Annotated in this window: 17 protein-coding genes and 1 pseudogene; 2 read left to right on the top strand and 16 right to left on the bottom strand. The window is 67.0% G+C overall.

All coding sequences use genetic code 11. From position 1 onward, the window contains the following. Positions 1 to 30 precede the first annotated feature (30 nt). On the bottom strand, positions 31 to 774 hold the full coding sequence (locus D3218_RS17710) for a class II aldolase/adducin family protein (protein WP_119541411.1): 744 nt from the start codon (positions 772 to 774) through the stop codon (positions 31 to 33). 153 nt (positions 775 to 927) lie between these two features. On the opposite strand from D3218_RS17710, the gene D3218_RS17705 reads away from it, so the two are divergent. Beyond that, a complete protein-coding gene (locus D3218_RS17705; RefSeq protein WP_119541410.1) occupies positions 928 to 1,857 on the top strand; it encodes a LysR family transcriptional regulator in 930 nt (309 codons plus the stop codon). A 171-nt stretch (positions 1,858 to 2,028) separates the two neighbouring features. Further along, positions 2,029 to 2,378, top strand: a pseudogene (locus D3218_RS20180) (transposase); the annotation flags it as partial. A 40-nt stretch (positions 2,379 to 2,418) separates the two neighbouring features. Here the strand turns inward: D3218_RS20180 and D3218_RS17695 are convergent. From D3218_RS17695 to D3218_RS17625, 15 genes are all read right to left on the bottom strand, one after another. Then, entirely contained in the window at positions 2,419 to 3,528 is a 1,110-nt protein-coding gene (locus tag D3218_RS17695) for an ABC transporter ATP-binding protein (protein ID WP_119541408.1), read from the bottom strand. Positions 3,529 to 3,606: 78 nt separating this feature from the next. Further along, on the bottom strand, positions 3,607 to 5,058 hold the full coding sequence (locus D3218_RS17690; RefSeq protein WP_119541407.1) for an extracellular solute-binding protein: 1,452 nt from the start codon (positions 5,056 to 5,058) through the stop codon (positions 3,607 to 3,609). Positions 5,059 to 5,097: 39 nt separating this feature from the next. Continuing rightward, the gene (locus D3218_RS17685) at positions 5,098 to 6,132 is read right to left on the bottom strand and encodes a carbohydrate ABC transporter permease (protein ID WP_119541406.1); all 1,035 of its coding nucleotides are present in this window, start codon (positions 6,130 to 6,132) and stop codon (positions 5,098 to 5,100) included. After that, the gene (locus D3218_RS17680) at positions 6,129 to 7,004 is read right to left on the bottom strand and encodes a carbohydrate ABC transporter permease (protein ID WP_119541405.1); all 876 of its coding nucleotides are present in this window, start codon (positions 7,002 to 7,004) and stop codon (positions 6,129 to 6,131) included. The genes D3218_RS17685 and D3218_RS17680 overlap by 4 nt, the downstream gene beginning before the upstream one ends. Further along, positions 7,001 to 7,924: a ribokinase gene (locus tag D3218_RS17675; RefSeq protein WP_119541404.1), complete on the bottom strand. Its 924-nt coding sequence runs from the start codon at positions 7,922 to 7,924 to the stop codon at positions 7,001 to 7,003. The genes D3218_RS17680 and D3218_RS17675 overlap by 4 nt, the downstream gene beginning before the upstream one ends. A gap of 1 nt (position 7,925) precedes the next feature. Beyond that, positions 7,926 to 8,381, bottom strand: coding sequence for an RbsD/FucU family protein (locus D3218_RS17670; protein ID WP_119541403.1), 456 nt, complete (start codon positions 8,379 to 8,381; stop codon positions 7,926 to 7,928). Between the two features lie 51 nt (positions 8,382 to 8,432). Further along, on the bottom strand, positions 8,433 to 10,826 hold the full coding sequence (locus tag D3218_RS17665; protein WP_119541402.1) for an aldehyde dehydrogenase family protein: 2,394 nt from the start codon (positions 10,824 to 10,826) through the stop codon (positions 8,433 to 8,435). Positions 10,827 to 10,828: 2 nt separating this feature from the next. Further along, on the bottom strand, positions 10,829 to 11,758 hold the full coding sequence (gene deoC, locus D3218_RS17660; protein WP_245415100.1) for a deoxyribose-phosphate aldolase: 930 nt from the start codon (positions 11,756 to 11,758) through the stop codon (positions 10,829 to 10,831). Between the two features lie 171 nt (positions 11,759 to 11,929). After that, positions 11,930 to 12,691, bottom strand: a complete 762-nt coding sequence (locus tag D3218_RS17655; protein WP_119541400.1) for a DeoR/GlpR family DNA-binding transcription regulator — start codon at positions 12,689 to 12,691, stop codon at positions 11,930 to 11,932. 106 nt (positions 12,692 to 12,797) lie between these two features. After that, a complete protein-coding gene (locus tag D3218_RS17650; protein ID WP_119541399.1) occupies positions 12,798 to 13,787 on the bottom strand; it encodes a sugar-binding transcriptional regulator in 990 nt (329 codons plus the stop codon). After that, positions 13,784 to 15,304 (bottom strand): FGGY-family carbohydrate kinase, encoded by a 1,521-nt coding sequence (locus D3218_RS17645; RefSeq protein ID WP_119541398.1) that lies wholly within the window; start codon positions 15,302 to 15,304, stop codon positions 13,784 to 13,786. The genes D3218_RS17650 and D3218_RS17645 overlap by 4 nt, the downstream gene beginning before the upstream one ends. A 10-nt stretch (positions 15,305 to 15,314) precedes the next feature. Beyond that, complete coding sequence (locus D3218_RS17640) at positions 15,315 to 16,331, bottom strand: galactitol-1-phosphate 5-dehydrogenase (RefSeq protein WP_119541397.1); 1,017 nt, start codon at positions 16,329 to 16,331, stop codon at positions 15,315 to 15,317. Positions 16,332 to 16,357: 26 nt separating this feature from the next. Continuing rightward, a complete protein-coding gene (locus tag D3218_RS17635) occupies positions 16,358 to 17,491 on the bottom strand; it encodes a glycerol dehydrogenase (RefSeq protein WP_119541396.1) in 1,134 nt (377 codons plus the stop codon). A gap of 97 nt (positions 17,492 to 17,588) precedes the next feature. Beyond that, the gene (locus D3218_RS17630; protein ID WP_119541395.1) at positions 17,589 to 18,347 is read right to left on the bottom strand and encodes an SDR family NAD(P)-dependent oxidoreductase; all 759 of its coding nucleotides are present in this window, start codon (positions 18,345 to 18,347) and stop codon (positions 17,589 to 17,591) included. A gap of 36 nt (positions 18,348 to 18,383) precedes the next feature. Next, the gene (locus tag D3218_RS17625; RefSeq protein ID WP_119541394.1) at positions 18,384 to 19,892 is read right to left on the bottom strand and encodes a xylulokinase; all 1,509 of its coding nucleotides are present in this window, start codon (positions 19,890 to 19,892) and stop codon (positions 18,384 to 18,386) included.

Genomic DNA, 19,892 nt, shown 5'->3' with positions numbered 1-19,892 from the left:
TCGATGGTCTTTCCGCTGCGGTTCGCACGTCTATTCGGCTGCCGACGGCATCGCCCGTTCGGCCGAGCCGGCGCCGCCGAGTCGGCGCACCCAGTGGTTCCAGGCTCGTTCGAGGATCGGCGGGCGCAGGTTGAACTCGCCCGAGAGCTCGATTTCCCGCGGGGTCAGCTCCTGCAGCGTCCCGATCCGCATGGCGGTAAGTTGCGTCTCGGCGTTGCGGCAGAGCTGGACGGTGCGAAAGACAGCCTCCCGCAGCGAGCGACCGGCAACGACGCCGCCGTGATGAGCCATCATGACGGCCCAGTCGGATCCCATGGCGCGCGCCAGCGAGGCGCCTTCCTCGGAGGTCGCGACGAGAAGGTTGGTGTCGCCGAACGTTTCCTGGGCCGACCAGCGACGCACCGGACCCATCGTCGCGCCGACATGGGAGACCGGAACGAGCGGTTGCCCGGTGATGCAGAACGGCATGATCGAGGACGCGTGGAAATGGCACACCGCCGCGACATCCGGCCGAGCCCGGTAGAGCTCGCCGTGGATCACCCGTTCCGAATAACTCGGCGGCGCCTCGGCATCGACCGGGTTGGAGTCGAGCGTGAATTCGAGGATGTCGCCGAGCGTCACGGTCTCGGGGCTGACCGCCCGCGACAGGAGAAAGCGCCCGGGATCGTCCGGCGACCTGACGCTGACATGTCCGAAGACATCCAGAACGTCCTCGCGCGCCAGAATGCGGTTGGCGAGAACCAGTTCCTGCCGCGGATCGAGCGGTGCCTGCATGTCCTTCCTCCCCGTCGCGGGGCATTCGCCCTCTTCGACCTCACAAGAAGAACTGATTGTCAGCGATGCGTCCAATGCTTGTTTATTGCGTAGTCAGACCGAAACAGTTTGACTGCAAATCAACATCGCAGGACAACGGGACGGGAGGCATGGATGCGCATCCGTCAACTCGAATTCTTCGTCGCCGTGTGCGAGCGAGGCAGCATCACGCGCGCTGCCGCGCAACTGAACGTGGCGCAGCCGGCTCTGGGACTGCAGTTGAAGGCGCTGGAGGATGAACTCGGGGTCGCCCTTCTCGCGCGCTCGCGCCGTGGTGCCGTGCCGACGCAGGCTGGCCAGATCTTTCTCGAGGAATGCCGGCATATCCTGCAGCGGATGGGAGAGGTGCGCCGGCGGCTGCGCGACGCCGCTCAGAAACAGATGCCGACGATCACCCTCGGCCTGACGCCGAGCCTGACGACGATCCTCACCGGCAGCCTGCTGGAAGCCGTGGCCCGCGACCTGCCGGGAATCCGGCTGCAGATCTTCGAGGAGTTCAGCCACACACTGCTCGACCACCTCGCACGAGGCCAACTCGATCTCGCACTGGCCTATTCCGTTCCCCCCGACAAACGTTTCTGCTCCACGCCGCTTATGCAGGAGGCGCTGTTCTTCGCCTGCAGCCCCGGTTCGGCCTTCGACGCGGTGGCCCCGATGCAGTTCAGCGACCTGCGAAAGGCGACCTTCGTGATGCCGAGCGAGCGGGACTTCGTCTGGCAACTCGTCGAGGAGACCATGGCGAGCGCCGGCCTGACCCTCTCCGTCCCCTATCAGGTGGAATCCATTCCTGCGATGAAGGACCTCATCGCGCGCGGCATGGCCTGCGGAATCATCCCGTTCGGCACCATCGCCAGGGAGGTCGATGCCGGCCTGCTCCGGGCGCGGCCGATCGTCGACCCGCCGATCACTCGAACGCTCTTCTTCACGCGACCGGCGGAGACGGCCGCGCTCGCGGCGGAAACAGCGCTGATCGGCATCCTAAGGGAGCTCCTCGAGGCCGTCCGCGCGACGAACGTCGCCTTCTTCGATCTGACGCCGACATAGTTAGGGTTAGGCATCCTTGAGCGTTTCCCGGCCTGCTGGAGTCGAAGGGCGACCCGTGATTTCATCCCGCCTTCCGGACGGGCGGCGCGGAAGGCGAGAGCTTCGTCGATCGATTTTCGGCATCGGGTTTTGTAGGCAATGCGCGAGGGCGCCTCGACATACGCGGCGACCGAGCGGTGCCGGTCCGGCGTGATGCACGGTCGTTGGAAGACGACGACCTTGATGCTTTGCGGCTGACGGGTATGACGGCACCGATGGTGCTCGACGGACCGACGAACGGCATCGCGTTCCGGGCCTCGATCGAACAGGTGCTCATTCCGACGCTCCCGCCCGACGATACCGTCGTGATGGACAACCTGCCAGCTCGCAAGGCCGACGGCGTGCAGACCGCCATCGAGGCGATCGGAGCAAGTATGCGGTTCCTGTCGCCCGACTCGTCCGACTTCAACCCAATCGAAACGACTTTCTCGAAGCTCAAGGCTTTCCTGCGGGCCATGGTTGAGCGGATCGTCGAGCCACTTCGGAGCCGAAGGCTACGATGCAGACTGATCGGAAGACGCGCTAGTTGTGGAACGTCTCGCTCCGATCCAGCGCCTTCCCCGTGGCCTTGTCGAAGAGAAGCAGCTTCGAAAGGTCGAGCGGGATGGACACCGTGTCGTCTGGCTGCACCCGGGTGTGCGGAAGAACCTGGGCGGTGAAGGGCGCATCACCGACCTGGCCGATGAGCATGGTGTGCGGTCCAAGAGGCTCGACGTCGCGCACCTTGAGGGTCACGGAATGCTCAGGCGCGCCGCTTGCCGCGACATGTTCCGGCCGGATGCCGAGCACTATGCGCTGCCCCTCGGCGCGAGCGGACTGCGCCGCCCGCTCCTCCGGCAGGCGGAGTTCGACGTCGCCATCGGCGCAGAAGGCGAAGCCGCTGTCGACGCGCCGGACGGTGCCTTCGAGGAAGTTCATCGACGGCGCGCCGATGAAGGCGGCGACGAAGAGATTGTCCGGCTTCTCGTAGAGGGTGATCGGATCAGCCGCCTGCTCGATCCGTCCGCCATTCATGACAACGACGCGGTCGGCCATGGTCATAGCTTCGATCTGGTCATGCGTGACATAGACGATGGTCGTCGCGAGGCGGCGGTGCAGCGCCTTGATCTCGGTGCGCATCTCGATGCGGAGCTTCGCGTCGAGATTGGACAGCGGCTCGTCGAAGAGAAAGACATCCGGCTCGCGCACGATGGCCCGGCCGATGGCGACCCGCTGGCGCTGGCCGCCGGACAACTGCTTGGGCCGGCGGGTGAGATAGGGTTCGAGATTGAGGATGCGGGCGGCGCGCGACACGGCGGCGTCGATTTCCGGCTGCCCGACGCCGCGCACCCGCATGCCGTAGCTGATGTTCTCGGCGACGCTCATATGCGGATAGAGCGCGTAGTTCTGGAACACCATGGAACAGTTGCGCAGGCCCGGCCGTAGGTCGGTGACCTCACGCCCGCCGATGGCGACACGCCCGCCCGAGGCCGTTTCCAGCCCGGCGATCATGCGTAGCGTCGTCGTCTTGCCGCAGCCGGACGGACCGACGAGCACCACGAATTCGCGGTCATGGATCGTCAGATCCAGCGGCGGAATGACCGTTACCGCGCCATAGGTCTTGGTGACGCCTTCGAGTGTGACCCCGGCCATGGAACGCCGCTCCGGTGAGAACTTGTCTGAAATAGGGGGCGGCGGACCGGACCCGGCCCGCCGCTACGCTTTGTGGGCTTACTTCGCCGGCAGGCCCATCGCGTTGCGATAGGCGGCGAGTTGCTTGTCGCGGCCGAACTCGTCGGTCAGCCGGTTCCACTCCGTCGCGATGGTGTCGAGCGCCTTCTGCGGCTCTTCCTCGCCGGCCAGCGCCTTGGACAGCTCGATCTCGACTACTTCGGTGTAGGAGAAGTAGCCCGGCAGACGCATGTCGAGGGCGACGTTCTTGGCGGCGATCGAGTCCGCCTGGGCGGCGAGATATTCCTTCGCCTCGCGGTCGGTGAAGATCGAGGACCAGCGTTGGAGGTTGGTGGTATGCGAGATGCGGTAGGGGTTGACGCCCGTGCCGCCCGTCACCGTTGCCTCGCCGGAGATTTCCGGGCTCGTCAAGAACTGGATGAAGTTCCAGGCGGCGTCCGCATGCTCGGTCGTCTGCGGCACGGCCGCCTGCCAGCCGCCGAACGCCATGAAGGGCGTCGAGATGATCTCGGGGAACTTGTCCCACTGCTTGGTCTTGGTGTTGTAGATCTCGTCCGAGCCCGGCAGCACGGCCGAGCCGACGTGGCCCGAGATCTTGGATTGCTTGGGATCGGCGGCGATGACGCCGGTATCGCCCCAGCCGATCGACTCGGCCACCTGACCCCCGGCCATCGCCGCGTTCACCTCTCCGAAGGAGAAGTTGAGGGCGTTCGGCGGCGCAAGCTTGGAAGCGCGGATGTACTCCTCGAAGCCCCGCAACCAGCCCGGGTTGTTGATCTGGGCGTCCATCGTTTCCGGATCGAAGAACATTGAGCCCGGATTGTCCGGATGGTTCGTGTAGGCCGCCGCATGGCTGAAGAAGAACCAGAACTGCTGGCCGCCGCGCCGATAGGCCTCGGCGACGCCCCACAGGTTCTTGTCCGGCCGATTGAAGAACTCGGCGATGTCCGTGTACTGCTTCCACGTCTTCGGCGGCGCGAGATCGTAGCCGTACTTGGCCTTGAAGTCGGCCTGTTCCTTCGGATCCTCGAAGAGGTCGATCCGGTACGTATAGGTATGGACGTCGCCGTCCATCGACTGCGACAGGACCTTGTCGTTCCACACCATCAGGCGGTCGCGATAGACCGGTGCGATGTCCTCCCAGTCCTTGCCCTCGCGCATGGCGGCCGGCATCTCGGTGAGGAAGTCGGTGAAGTCGGGCGCCCAGGCGGGCGGGAAGGTGATGCCGTCGAAGGTCGCCTCGCCGGAGGTGAGGGCCGTCACGATCTTCGGATAGAGCTCCGACCACGGGAACTCGACCACGTTCACCGTGCCGCAGGTCTTCTCCTGCCACTTCTTGGCCGCCATCTGCAGCGCCGAGGCGATATACGGCCCGGTCTGGCTGGCGAAATTCAGCTGCACGCCCGAATAGTCGGGGTCGCAGGCAGCCTGCGCCGGTGCGGCACCGGCAAGCGTCGTGGCGGCGAGCGCCGCGAGAAGCCATTTCCTCATGTCATTTCCTCCCCTTTGGAATGGTTCGTACCGACGCGGCTACTTGATGGCTCCCAACATCAGGCCGGACCGCATCAGTCTGCTGAGCAGGGCCGCCATCACCATCATCGGCACGATGGCGATGAGCGTGGCGGCCGAGATGGCCCACCATTCGTCGCCGCGCTGGCTGTTCTGGCCGGCGACGAGGATCGGCAGGGTCTGCCATCTGGAATTGGTCAGGAAGAGCGCGAAGAGGAACTCGTTCCAGACGAAGGACAGCGTGATCATGAAGGTCGCGGCGAGACCGGGCGCGGCCATCGGCACCACGATGCCGAGAAAGATCCGCCAGGTCGGCACGTTGTCGACCATCGCCGCTTCCTCCACCTCGACCGGCAGGGCGGAGAAGAAATCGCGCATCAGCCAGACGACGATCGGCATGGAGAAAGCGACGTAGCAGAGCGTCAGGCCCCAATAGGTATCGACCAGCTTCAGCCCGGCCCGGCCCGCCTCGGAATACATCAGGAACAAGGCGAAGGCCGTGACGATGGGCGGGAACATGCGCTGGCTGACGAACCAGAAGATGATGTCGTCGTTGCCGAGCACCGGCCCCGGCAGGCGCAGCCGGTTGGCGAGGATGGCGAGAAGGAGGGCCGCGACGAAGGAGGCCATCAGCGCCGCGCCGCGCCCCATGCCCAGAAGATGGAAGCCGGTGAGATAGCCGCCGAGCGCCACGGCGAAGAAGATGAGGCCGGAGCCGAGCCGCACCCGGAAGGGAAACCGCACCAGCGCATAGGCGGCCATCGTGCCGAACGTGGTCGCGATGACCGCCGCCGAGAGGCTGACGATCAGCGAGTTTGTGAAGGTGCGGAAGAACTGACCTCGGATGCCGGCAAGGATGTCCCGCCAGGCGGCGAGCGTCGGCTCGAAATCCACGAAGGGGATGTACGTCGGACCACCGAAGACGCTGGTCGGCGACTTGAAGGCCGTGATCACCACCCAGTAGATCGGGAAGAGCGTCAGGAAGGCCCAGAAAAGGACGCCCGCGACGACGCCCATGCGGGCCAGCGGCCCGAGATCGGCAAGACGGCGCGTCATCGGCGCTTCTCCAGATGCGGGCGCAGTACGGCGAGATAGAGGGTGCCGATCACCGTGATGACGATGAGGAACAGGAAGCTCAGCGCCGAGGTGTAGCCGAGATTGAACTTCTTGAAGCCTTCCTGATAGGCGAAGAGGGTCAGCGTCTCCGTGGAGACACCGGGTCCGCCGCCGGTCATCACGAAGACCGTGTCCATGACCTTATAGCTTTCGACGAGCCGCACGAAGACCACGGCCGCCGAGATCGGCAGCATCATCGGGAAGGTGATGCCCCAGAACTGCTGCCAGGGCGTCGCGTTCTCGAGCGCCGCCGCCTCGTAGACGTCTTCCGGCAAAGTCTGGAGCCCGGCAAGGAGCAAGAGGATCACGAAAGGCGTCCATTGCCAGACCTCGACCGCGATGATGCAGCCGAGCGCCCAGCCTTCCGAAGTGAGGAAGGGGATGTTTGGATAGCCGAGAAGGCTCGTGAACTGGTTGAGTGGCCCCATCGTCGGATGGAACATCATGCGCGCAACCAGGGCGACCGCGACGGGGGCAAGCAGCATCGGCAGGAGGAAGCCGACGCGAAACAGCCGCTCGCCGGGAATCTTCATGTTCAGAGCCATCGCGATGGCGAAACCGATCACGTATTGCAGCGCGACCGAGACGAAGGCGATCAGCGAAGTCGTACGCACCACCGTCCAGAAGCGCGGCTGCTGGAGAAGATTCCAGTAGTTGTCGAGACCGACGAAGCGCGGTGGCGTGGGCGGCACGAGACGGAAGCTCATGAAGCTCGTGGTGAGCGAGTAGATGAGCGGAAAGATCGACACGAGAAGGACGACGATCACCGCCGGCCAGATGAAGACGTGCTTGATCGGGTCCTGGCGCATCACCCCCTCGCCAGGAGCGCCTGCACCTCTGCGAGATGCGGCATGGACGGCGCGGTGCCCGGTCGGGTGACGGAGATGCCCGCGGCGGCCGAGCCGAAGCGGGCGCTCTCGAGCGGATCGAGGCCCTCCGACAGGGCTGCGGCGAAGGCGCCGACGAAGGCGTCGCCCGCGCCCGCCGTCTCCACCACCGGTCCGGCGGCAAAGGCCGGGACATGGGTCGAGCCGTCACGGCCATGAACGAGAACGCCGCGCTCCCCGAGCGTGATCAGCGCCGTGCCGGCGCCCCTGGCGAGAAACCAGTCGCCCGCCCGCCGTGCGTCGTCCAACGACTGGAGGGCAAAGCCGGTGAGCGCCGCCGCCTCGGTCTCGTTCGGCACGACGAAACTGCTCAGGCCGTAGAACGCGTCGTCGACTGCGATGGCCGGGGCTGGATTGAAGATCGTGGTGACACCGGCGTCCCGGGCGATTTCCAGGCCGCGGAGGGCTGCATCCTGCGGCTGCTCGAACTGCGTGACGAAGACGGCGGCCGAGGCGATCGCCTCCCGCGCATCCTCTACGTCGGCCGGCGAGAGCGAACCCGCCGCACCGGGCACGACGATGATGGCGTTCTCGCCGTTCACCTCGTTGACATAGACGAACGCGGCGCCCGTCGGCGTCTCGCTCCTTGCGACATAGGGCGTGACGCCCTCCTTCTCCCAGGTCGCGATGGCGATGTCGCCGAAGGCGTCGCGGCCGAGCTTCGAGACGAAGCGTACGGCGGCGCCGGCCCGCGCCGCCGCGACGGACTGATTGGAGCCCTTGCCGCCCGGACCCAGGGCGAAGCCGGAGCCGGCGATCGTCTCGCCGACCGCCGGCATGCGACTGGATCGAAAAGCCAGATCGGCGACGAAGATGCCGAGAATTGCGACGCCCTGCCCCGCCATCTTACTGCCCGTCCGGCGCGACGACGCCCTTACGGAAGATGAAGCAGCCATAGAAGCGCCGCTCGCCGGTGGCGATGACGCAGTAGCTCCGCTTGGCGTGCTCGTAGAATTCCATCCGCTCGATGGAGCCCATCGGCCAGGACTTTCCTTCCGCGCGGTCGATCTCGGCCTGCACCTCGCGCTGGACATCGGGCAACTCACCCGGCTGGCCGACGATCTCCATCCGCATCGCCGCATCGTCCACGAACGTGTCGAGCGGCAGGACGGACAGGATCGCGGCGACCGCACGCGGCGCCGGCACGTTGTCGATGCGCAGGAGCTTGCCCGTCAGCGTTTCTCGCGCCACTGAATCGGCCGGAAAATTGGTGTCGCAGACGACCACACGGTCGCCATGCCCCATCGCCCGCAGAGCCTGCAGTACTTCCGCGTTCAACAGCGGATCGATGTTCTTCAGCACGCTCGCCTCCCTCGCGCGTCCGACTTCCCTTGGTTGGGTTCCTTCCGAAGATCAGTCTCCGTAGGGAATCCAGATGTTCTTCACCTGCACCGCGTGGGTCAGGAAGATGCGTCCCTCGGCCGCTGCCGGATCGGTCCAGTCGAGTGCCAGTCCATTGTCGACCAGCGTCCGCTTGAGATTGCCGGCCGACAGACGCTCCGCCTCCCGCGAAGCCGTCTTGGAGCCGAAGACCCAAAGCGCGTCGAGATCGTCGTGGGCGGCGAGATCCTTCGCCAGGCCCTCCCGGCTGCCGGTCACGATGTTGACGACGCCGGCCGGCAGATCCGAGGTCTCGAAGACCTGATAGAGATCGGTGGCGCTGAGCGGATGGCGCTCGCTGGGAACCGCGACGACGCGATTGCCGGTCGCGATCAGCGGTGCGACGAGGCTGACGAAGGCGAGCAGCGGCGCCTCGTCCGGGCAGACGACGCCCACCGTGCCGATCGGCTCGTGCATGGCCAGCGCGACCCCGCGCAGGGGCGGCGAGTGCACCGCGCCGTCGAACTTGTCGGCCCAGGCGCCGTAGGTGAAGAGGCGGGAGACGGCCATGTCGACTTCCGCCGACGCCTTCGCGCTTTCGACGCCGGTCGCCAAGCTGATGCGCGCGGCGAATTCGCCGGCTCGGGCCGAGAGGTTCTCGGCCAGGTAGTAGAGGATCTGCGCCCTGTTGTGCGTGGAGGCACGCGACCAGCCCTCGGCGGCGCGCGCCGCCGCGACGGCGTTGCGCAGATCCTTGCGGTTGCCCTCGCCGACCTCGCCGATCACAGCGCCCGAGCTGGAGCGGATTACCCGCGAGCCGTTGCCGTCAGGGCGTGCCTGCTTGCCACCGACGAAGAGCTTGGCGGTGCGGTCGACCGCACGGAGCTCGAAGCCGCGCGGGGTCTCGGCAGCGGCTGTCTCGCTCGGCCGAACGTCCTCGCGCGGGCGGCGCCGGGCCCAGGCATTCGGTTTCAGATATTCCAGCGCGCCCTCGCGGCCGCCCTCGCGGCCGAAGCCGCTTTCGCGATAACCGCCGAAGCCGACGCCGGCATCGAAGAGATTGGTGGCGTTGATCCAGACGACGCCCGCCTGGAGCTTGGGCGCGATGTCGAGGGCAAGGCCCACCGTCTCGCTCCAGATGCTGGCGGCCAGGCCGTAGCGCGAATTGTTGGCGAGCAACACCGCCTCGTCCGGCGTACGGAAGGTCATCGCGACCGCGACCGGCCCGAAGATCTCCTCGCGCGCCACGATCGAGGCCGGGTGGACTTCGGTCAGCAGCGTCGGCGGATAGAAGGAGCCCTCGCCGTCCGGCATCTGTACCGGCGCCTGATGGAGCACCGCACCTTCCCGGACACCGGCCGCCACGAGATCCTCGATCCGGCGAAGCTGGACCGGATCGACGATGGCGCCCATGTCCACCGCCTTGTCGAGCGGCGAGCCGACGCGCATGACCTCCATGCGACGCTTCAGGCGGCGCACGAAGTCCGGCGCGATGCCCTCCTGGAGGAGAAGGCGCGAGCCGGCGCAGCAGACCTGGCCCTGGTTGAACCAGATGGCGTCGACCACGCCCTCGACGGCCGCGTCGAGATCAGCGTCCTCGAAGACGATGAAAGGCGACTTGCCGCCGAGTTCCAGCGTCAGGCGCTTGCCCGAGCCCGCCGTCTTCTCGCGGATCAGCCGGCCGACATCGGTGGAGCCGGTGAAGGCGATCTTGTCGATGCCGGCATGATCGACGATCGCCGCGCCGGTTTCGCCCGCGCCGGTCACGACGTTGAGGACGCCGTCCGGCAGGCCGGCGGCGCTGGCGAGCTCGGCGAACAGCAGGGCCGTCAGCGACGTGTACTCGGCGGGCTTCAGGACGACGGTGTTGCCGAGCGCCAGCGCCGGGGCGATCTTCCAGGCCAGCATCAGGAGAGGAAAGTTCCAGGGAATGATCTGGCCGACGACGCCGAGCGGCGAGTGGCCAGCGAACTCGCTCTCCTGAAGCTGCGCCCAGCCGGCGTGATGGTAGAAGTGCCGGGCGACGAGCGGCACGTCGAGATCGCGCGTCTCGCGGATCGGCTTGCCGTTGTCGATGGCCTCCAGCACGGCGAGGAGCCGGCCGTGGCGCTGAACCATGCGGGCCAGCGCATAGAGATGGCGCGCCCGGCCATGCCCCCCGAGCCTTGACCACGGCCCTTGAGCCCGGCGGGCGGCGGCGACCGCCGCATCGACATCCGTCGCCGTGCCGGAGGCGAGCCTTGCCAGGGGTTTGCCCGTCGCCGGCTCGAAGGTCTCGAAGCTGCCGCCTTCGGTCGAGGGGCGGAAGGCGCCGTCGACATAGTGACCGAAGCCGTCGGCATGCCGCGCCAGCCATTCACGCGCCGGGCCGTCCGCTTCCGGGGCCGGGCCGTAATCCATCGTGTCGAAGTAATGCGCCACGTTCATGATCACCCTGCCGCATGCCGGTTGAAGGCCGAGTACCGGCCGGTGACGTGATGTTCGAGCTGGCGCTCGATATCGGCGAGAAGGCTGGAGGCGCCGATGCGGAAGAGGTCGGGCTCGAGCCAGCGCCGGCCGAGCTCCTCCTTCATCAGGAACTGGTAGTTCAGGATGTCCTTGGCGGCCGAGATGCCGCCGGCCGGCTTGTAGCCGACCATGAAGCCCGTCGCGTCGTGATAGGCGCGGATCTGGCGCAACATGGCGAGCGTCACCAGCGGCGTCGCGTTGATGCCTTCCTTGCCCGTCGAGGTCTTGATGAAGTCGGCACCGGCCATCATGCAGACGAGCGAGGCCTTCGCGACGTTGCGCAGCGTCTTCAGATCGCCAGTCGCCAGGATCGCCTTGACATGGGCCGGGCCGCAGGCGCGGCGGAAGTCGCGCATCTCGTCGTAGAGCGCCTGCCAGTTGCCGGTCAGCACATGCTCGCGCGTGATGACGATGTCGATCTCGGCCGCGCCGTCCGCGACGGAGGCCTCGATCTCGCGCAGCTTCACGTCATGCGGGGCAAGCCCCGCCGGAAAGCCGGTGGAAACGGCTGCGACCGGGATGCCCGAGCCCTCGAGCGCATCGACCGCCGCCGCCACGAAGCGATGGTAGACGCAGATCGCGCCGGTGGTGATGTGCCGGTCGCCCATGCCCATCGCGTCGAGGAGATCCTGGCGCACCGGGTTCTTCGCCTTGGCGCAGAGCCGGCGCACGCGCCCCTCGGTGTCGTCGCCGGAGAGGGTCGTCAGATCGATGCAGGTGACGGCTTTCAGAAGCCAGGCGGCCTGCGCGTCCCTCTTGACGCTGCGGCGGCCGGGAAGCGTCGCCACGCGCCGCTCGGCGGCGGACAGATTGACCCTGGTCGCCGACAGCCAGCCGAGATCCAACGGCATGCCTTCGTTGCGCGGCAGTTCGGCATGAGGCTGCGCCTCCGCTGGCCGAACCGGCGATGCGATCGCCTGGACCGACATCAACACCCCCTAGCCATCCAGGGCGGCGATCCGCGCCTGCGATGTTACCATTCTATCATTTGTGATCTTAGTATCGGAAAGCTGTGACGATCGTCAAGCCAATTCCCGGGAAGCATCGATCTCTTCCCCGGCGCTTACCCCGTCCTCCGAGACGATGGCGTCGAACTCACCAAGGACGGCGAAGAAAGCCGGCCGAATGCGGCCCTGCTTGCTTGCGTCGGCGACGAGATAGCGACGCGAGGCTGCGGCCATGGCCCGCTTCTTGTAGGCGACCTCATGGAAATGCGAGCAGCTCACCCCGCGGTCGGCATGGATGCCGCCGGCCGAGAGGAAGGCCGCATCCAGACCGATGCGGCTGAGGCTTTCCAGGCTGTCGTCGCTGGAGAAGGAGTCGGAGCCCGGCTGGTAGACGCCCCCGAGCAGCACCAGCCGCACGTTCGGCTTCGCGCGCAGGGGATCGGCGACGTTCAGCGAATAGCAGACGACCGTCAGCGGCATCTCCTGCGGGATCAGTGTGGCCAGATGGACCAGCGTCGTGCCGCAGTCGATGAAGATCGTCTCGCTGGGCGACAGGAGCGTGAGAGCATGCGCGCAGGCCTCGCGCTTGGCCTTGGCATGGCTGTCCGCCTCGTCGGCGAAGACGTAGGGGCCGGAATTGCCGCCGGTCCCGAGATCGGCGGCGTTGACGATATGGCCGCCGAGATAGGCGAAGCGCTCGCCATGGGCGGCGATGTCCCGCCGCACGGTCATTTCGGATACGCCGAGAAGCTCGGCCGCCTCGCGAAGATGCAGGACGCCTCGCGCCGCCAGCGCCTCGCCGAGGCTCTCGATCCTCTTCGTCTTGGGTTTTCGCATGTGTCGCCGAACCATCCGCCCGACCGGCCATGCGCCGGTCGTGCTCCATAGGCGAGATGTTTATGTTATGATCATAACAAAATCCAGCCCTCTCTCACAAGAAGGCTCAAGCCTCGTCCAACAGCGACAAGGCCGTCTCCTCGTCGGTCACGAAGACGTTGAGATAGCGGGCGCGCAGGCACGCGAGGGCCACCGCACGCTTGGCGATGCCGGCGCCGATGCCGATCGAAAGGTCGCGCGCCAGCGCCAGACGCAGGTCGAGCGCGATGGTGCGCGCGTCGATCTCCGGATCCACGATCCGGCCGTCCTTGTCGATGTAGCGGCTGAGCACGTCGCCGACCGCGCCCCTGTCGCGAAGCGCAGCCGTCTCGGCTTCCGTGACGAAGCCCGACTGGACCAGGACGGAATCCGGCCCGATCGTGCCCATGCCGAAGCAGATGACGGGCGCGCGGCGGCCGAGATCAAGGACGCTCGAAATGGTCGGGTCCTGTTCCAGCGCCTGCCGCGTCGCAGCGTGGCCAAGGATGGCCGGAACCGGAAGCAGCGTCGCCGTGCCGTTGGCGGATCTGGCGAAGAGTTCGGCGGTGTTGTTGGTGCGCACCGAGGGCGCGCGTATGTTCATCGCACCGTTGAGAAGCACGACCTCCACGCCCTCGTTCCAGAAGGGCGGCAGGTGTCCGGCGACGGCGCTCATCGTCCGTCCCCAGGAGACGCCGATCAGCGGCACGCGGCCGAGCCCGGCGATGAACTGGGCGGCGCCCTTCGCAACCGCATTGAGCACAAGGCGCTCGTCGGCCTCGCCATCGTTGGCGACGACCACCGCCTCCCTCAGGTTCCATTGCCGCTGGAGGCGGCTTTCGAGCGAGGGCAGGCGCGACGCGCGTGGCATGATCTCGATGCAGACAATTCCCGATTCGCGCGCTTCCGTCAGAAGACGGCTCGCCTGCCAGCGCGTCAGGCCCAATTCCTTGGCGAGATCCGCCATGGTCATGCCGAGGTCGTAGTAGCGCTTGGCGACCTGGATCATCAACGATTCGCGCTGCTCGCCCGAAATCGAGCGGAACTGGATGTCGCGATCCGTAGGTTCGAGGCTCATGCCGGAGGCTTTTCCCTTTGGCGCGCGGCAAGCCGGCGCGACAGGGGCGCCAGAAGCTCGGTCGCCTCAAGATAGTCGCCCAGGAGTTCGTTGTAACGGTTATGGGCCGCCAAATCAGGCTCGATCGTCCGGCTGGGCGGTACGACGGCTTTTGCGGCGGCGTGAAGGTCCGGCACGAGGCTGGCGCCTGCTGCGGCCGCCGCGGCGGCGCCGATGATCGTCAGATTGGCCCGCGAGGGCAGTTCCACCGGCCGGCCGATGGCGTCGACCGTCGCCTTCAGCCAGAGAGGGTTCTTCGAATAACCGCCCGAAGTGACGATGCGCCGACAGGGCACGTCGAGCTCATCCATCCGCTTCAGGACATTGGCGGAGGCGAGCGCCACGCCTTCGACGGCCGCATGGTAGAGAGCCGCACGGTCATGGCCCAGCGACAGACCGAGCACCGCGCCACGCAGGTGCGGATCGCGATAGGGCGTGCGGTTGCCCATGAAGTAGTCGAGCGCGAGGAGGCCGCTGCCGCCGACGGGAATGCGGCTCGCCGCCTCGCAGAGTTCGTCGTGGCCGGTCCCGTCCAGGGCAAAGATTTCCCGCGAGAACCAGGACAGGACCGAGCCGGCCGAGACCTGGCCGGCTTCCACCAGCCAGTGACCGTCCACCAGCGCATGGGGATAGGGCCCCCAGAACCCGGTCACGGGCTGCTCCTCGGTCAGCTGGAAGAGGTGGACGACCGAGGTGCCGCCGATCATCAGGAGATCGCCCGGCGCCATCGTGTCCGCCCCGAGCATGCCGACATGCGCATCGATGCCGCCTTGCGCGACGATCGGGCGGCTGGAAAGGCCGAGATGGTCGGCCGCGACCGCGCCGAGGCGCTCGATGGGGGCGCCGACCGGCAGGATCGGCTGCGGCAGCTTTGCCGACAGGTCGGGAACACCGAGCGCGGTGAACAGATCGTCGTGGAAGCGGTTTTCGACGCTGTCGAAATTCCACTTGCAGGTCGCATTCATGCGTGAACCGACCCAGGCGCCGGTCAGTCGGAAATTGATCCAGTCGAGGCACTCGCAGATCACCTCGGCGCGAGCGTAGGTCTCCGCTTCGTGCCGGCTCAGCCACATGGCCTTCGGTACCAGCCACTCGGCGGCGTCGCTGCCGCCGGAAAAGCCGAGCACCGGATGGTCGGCCTTCGCCGTACGGTCGGACTCGGCCGCCGCCCGGCAGTCCATCCAGAGCAGCGCTGGGCGCAGCGGCGTGCCGTCGCGGCGGCAGACGACGACCGTGGAGGCGGTCGTTGCCGCGCAGATGCCGGCGATCTCGGGTGACCCTAGATCGGCCATCGCCGCCCGGCTGGCACGTCCAAGAGCCTCCCACCAGTCGGCCGGAGCCTGCTCGGCCCAACCCGGCTGCGGATGGCGCGTCGCATAGGGCTCCTCCCGCTCGGCCAGCATGCGCCGGGCGGCGAGATCGAAGACGCCGACGCGGACGCCTCCGGTGCCGAAATCGAGGCCGAGAAGGAGCGCCATTCGCAAAACCCTAGGGCCGGAACATGATCTTGGAGAAGAAATCGTTCTTCCCCTTCAGCGTTTCGAACATGGCGGGAAGCTCGCTCAGCGGCAGTTCGTGGCTGATCATGAACTCCCATTTCAGCTTGCCGGTGACGAGCGCGTCGAGCGTCACCCGCCACTGCTTGCCGGGAAAGGGCGCGCCGAAGGAGTTCCAGGACCCGTGCAGCGAGATTTCCTGGCGGAGGAAATGCTGAAAGGTCCGGTTCTCGAGAGACACGTCGGAAACCGGAATGCCGATGAAGACGACATGGCCGCCAGGCGCCGCCAGGCGCGCCGCCGCGTTGATCGAGGAGGGATGGCCGGCCGCCTCGATGATGAGGTCGCAGGCATGATCGGCCGGCACGGTCTCGCCGGCGAGATAGGTGTAGGTCGCGCCGGCCTCGCGCGCCTGTTCGAGCTTGCGCTCCGAGACGTCCACCGCGACGATCTCGGTGCAACCCATCATCTTCATCCACTGAATGGCGAAGAGGCCGATCGGCCCGCAGCCGACGACCCCGCCCCGGTCGCCCATCGTGGGCTTGGCCTTCCAGATCGCGTGAAGCGCGATGGAGGCCGGGTCGGTCATCGCGACGGCGCGCGGATCGGCGCTGTCGGGCGCATGGAGGAGGTTGCCGGTGGGCACGGCGACGTATTCGGCATAGGCCCCGTCGCGGCGGCTGCCGAAATAGTCGTAGTTGCGGGCCCGAGAGAAGTTGCCGGTCAGCGACTGGTCGCAAGGGTCGGTCGGGATCAGCGGCGCGACGGCGACGAGTTCCCCCTCGCAGAAGTTCTCCACGCCGTCGCCCAGCGCCTCGATACGGCCCGAAAATTCGTGGCCGCAGATGATCGGCATCTTGTGCGCGCCCTTGATCAGCATGCGCGGCAGATCGGACCCGCAGACGCCGACGGCGTCGACCTTGAGCAGCACTTCGCCAGGGCCGGCGACGGGCTTCGGAACGTCTTCCAGGCGGATATCGCCGGGCGTGTACATGACGGCTGCGCGCATGGTCTTGGTGTCCTTGTCGGAAGATGTCAGACGGCCTGAAGGGACGACGTGTAGGCATCGAGGGCGAGGATCGCGTCGCGCACGATCGTCGGCGACACCGGCGTCGCCACACGGCAGATGATGGCACCAGGCTTCAGCGCCGCCTCGGCGACGCGCAGGATGTCGTCCGGCATGGCCTGACCGAGGCCAAGATCGGCGAGCGTCGTCGGCAGGCCGACCGCCTGGCAGAAGCCTGCCACCTCTCGGATCTCGGCAAGCGGACGCCCTTCGAGCATCAGGAGGCAGAGCGTGCCGAAGGCGACCTTCTCGCCGTGGAAGAAGCGGCGCATCTCGGGCAACACCGTCAACCCGTCATGGACGCCGTGCGCGCCGGAGACGCCGCAATTCTCGAAGCCGAGGCCGGACAGGAGGGTGTTCGCCTCGATGATGTTCTCGACCGCCGGAGTGAGAAGACCGCGCTCGGCAGCGAGTTTGGCGGCGAGCCCGTCGCGCATCAGCACCTCGTGACAGGTCCTGGCGATGGCGATGCCGGCGAGCGGCGCCGGGAGATAGGGTCGGATGAAGTTCGGCGAGCGGGACTCGAGATTGGAGCGGGCCTCGAAGTAGGTCGACAGCGCGTCGCCCATGCCGGCGACGAGGAAGCGCACCGGCGCCTTGGCGATAAGGGCGCTGTCGACGACGACGATGTCCGGATTGCGCGGCAGCGAGATCGCCTCCTGCATTACGCCCTCCCGCGAATAGCGGACCGCGATGGCGCTGCAGGGCGCGTCGGTCGAGGCGATCGTCGGCACGACGACAATGCGTGCGCCGTTCCGGACGGCCGCCACCTTGGCCGTATCCGCCGTCTTGCCGCCGCCGATACCGGCGACGACATCGGCCTCTGCCTCGGCGACGAGCGCCGCCACGCGATCGATCTCCTCGGTGCAGCATTCTCCGCCGAAGAGTTCGATCCGCGCCTCAATCCCCGCCACGGAAAAGGACCGGCGGATCGCCGCTCCGTAACTTTCCGCCACGATTCCGTCGACCAGCAGGAACGGCCGCTGGCCCAGATCGCGCAGGTGTTCGGCCAACCTGTCGATCTCGCCGGCGCGCTGCACGTAACGTCCCGGACCGCCATAGGCGCGACCTTCCGCGGACTGCCAACCAATGGCGGTCGTCATAGGCGTCCTTTCCGGTGGGTCGTGTCGCCTCGGCCAAACACAGGATCCACCCTTAGTTTTCACAGGTGCTCATGTAAATCACAAATGTGAAATTAGTTCACCAACCGCTGACGACGTAGCCGCCGTCCACCGGAAGCGTGGTCGCCGTGACGAAGGCGGACGCGGGCGAGGCAAGAAAGACGACGGTGCCGACCAGATCGTCCACGGTACCCCAGCGCTTCAGCGCCGCCTTGCGGGCAATGGTGGGGCCATGCTCGTCGTGGGTCCACAGATCCTTTGTCATGTCGGTCTTGTGGTACCCAGGCGCGATCGCGTTGACGCGAATGCCGTCCGCGCCGAAGCGGTGGGCCAGTGCCCGCGTCAGACCCATGATTCCGGTCTTCGACGCGCCGTAGGCCGGCACCCGCTCGTCGGCGAGGAAGCTCAGCATCGAGGCCGTGTTGACGATGGCGCCGCGCGAGGCTTTGAGCAGCGGATAGGCCGCCATGGACAGGCGCATCGCGCCGTTGAGATTGACATCGATGACCTCGAGATAAGGCTCCTCCTCGTATTCGAGGTCGGGCTTCACGATGCCCGCGCTGTTGACGAGGACGTCGAGCGAGGGCAGCGCCCCGACAAAGGCGTCAACAGCGGCGCGGTCGCGCACGTCGAGTTGCTCGAAGCGGATTCCCTCATTGGCCGAATCTGCACTCGCAGCGTCGAGCTTGTGCGGCGAGGAGCCGGTTGCGACGACCTCCGCACCCAAGACGGCGAAGCCCCGCGCGATGGCGGCGCCGATCCCGGTGGAAGCCCCGGAGACGAGGACGCGCTTGCCAGCGAAAAGGTCCGGTCGGAAGGTGGATGTGATTTCCTGCATGATGCTTTCTTTCCGCGAAAAGCCGCTTTGCCCGCCTCAGTCGGCGGCGAGACGGTCGAGGTCGTCGTAGAAGTCCTGGCCAGCACGGTAGAGCCGGTCGAAGATCGGCTGCATGCGGGCGTAGCGCTCGGCCCAGGCCGGGTCGGGCGCGATCTCCGCCGTGTGGCGCACGAGTGTGGAGACCGCCTCATCGACATCGCGGAAGCGGCCGGTTGCAACGCCCGCCATCACGGCGCAGCCGACGAGGCCGCATTCGGCCTCCTCGGGCACGACGACCGGAATGCCGTAAAGGCTCGCCTTGATCTTCAACCATAGCGCGGTCTTGGCGCCGCCGCCGGAAGCCACGACCCGTTCGAGCCGCGTTCCGGCGGCGTCTTCCATGACCTTGAGATGCCGCGCCGAGGCGAAGGCGACGCCCTCCATCACCGCGCGGTGGAGATGAGCCAAGCCATGACCGGCGCCGAGGCCGAAGAACTGCGCCCGCGCATTGCGATGGAGCCCGAGCCGCTCGCCGGTGAGGTAGGGCACGAAGAACAGGGCGTCGGCACCGGCCGGGGCTTGCGCCGCGCGCGTCACGATGTCGTCGTAGCTCAAGTCCCCCTCGTGGAAGGCGCGGCGCGCCCAGCGCATCGCGTCGCCGCCGGTCTCCAGAAGCACGAACGCGCCCCAGTGGCCCTCGACCGTCGCGACGTTGCAGATTTCGGGATCGAGGAGCGGCCGTTCGGCGATCAGGGTCAGGATGCAGGAGGTGCCCGTGACGTCCGAGGCAAGGCCCGGTCGGCAGACGCCGGAGCCGAGCAGCGCCACCGGATAGTCCGCGCCTCCGACGAGAACGGGCGTTCCCTCGGTCAGTCCGGTTTCCCGCGCGGCTTGCCGACCGACGGCGCCCAGGATCTCCACCGGCTCGCGGATCGGCGGCAGAAGCTCACGATCCAGCCCAAGTCGCGCCAGCATCGCCTCCGACCAGTTCCTCGTCGATGGGTCCATCAGGAAGGAGCAAGAGGCGTCGCCCGTGTCCATGGCGCGCTCGCCGGTGAGGCGGAGATTGATGAAGTCCTTCGGCATCAGCAGCGTTTCGGCGGCGCGATAGGCGGCCGGATCGTTGTCGCGAAGCCATTGCAGCTTGAAGCCCGGCCAGGCCGGAGTGGGCGGGTTGCCGCTCGCGGCGAGATACTCCCCGTCCGGGAAGGCCCGCTCGAACTCGGCGACGAGGCCGGCGGTGCGCTTGTCGTTCCAAAGCGGTACGTGGCTTCGCGTCGGATGGCCGTCGCCATCGACCAGAACCGTGCCATGCATCTGGCCACAGGCGGCTACGGCCGCGATCCGGTCCCGCCCGCCCTCGACCGTGTCGAGAACGCCGCGCACGGAGGCGACGACGCCCTCCCACCAATCCTGTGCCCGCTGCTCGGCCCATCCGAACGCAGGCACGATCTGGTCGTGCTCGCGCGCCCCGACCGCGAGGACGCGGCCCGTTCCGTCCACCAGGGCGGCGCGAGCGCTGCCTGTTCCGACATCGATCGACAGCGTGAGATCGCGGATGGCCAT

Origin of the sequence: Aureimonas flava, assembly GCF_003583935.1 — a bacterium.
GTDB classification, from domain to species: Bacteria; Pseudomonadota; Alphaproteobacteria; order Rhizobiales; family Rhizobiaceae; genus Aureimonas; species Aureimonas flava.
The sequence above is the reverse complement of the archived record's forward strand: the minus strand, read 5'-3'. Positions and strand labels throughout refer to the sequence as shown.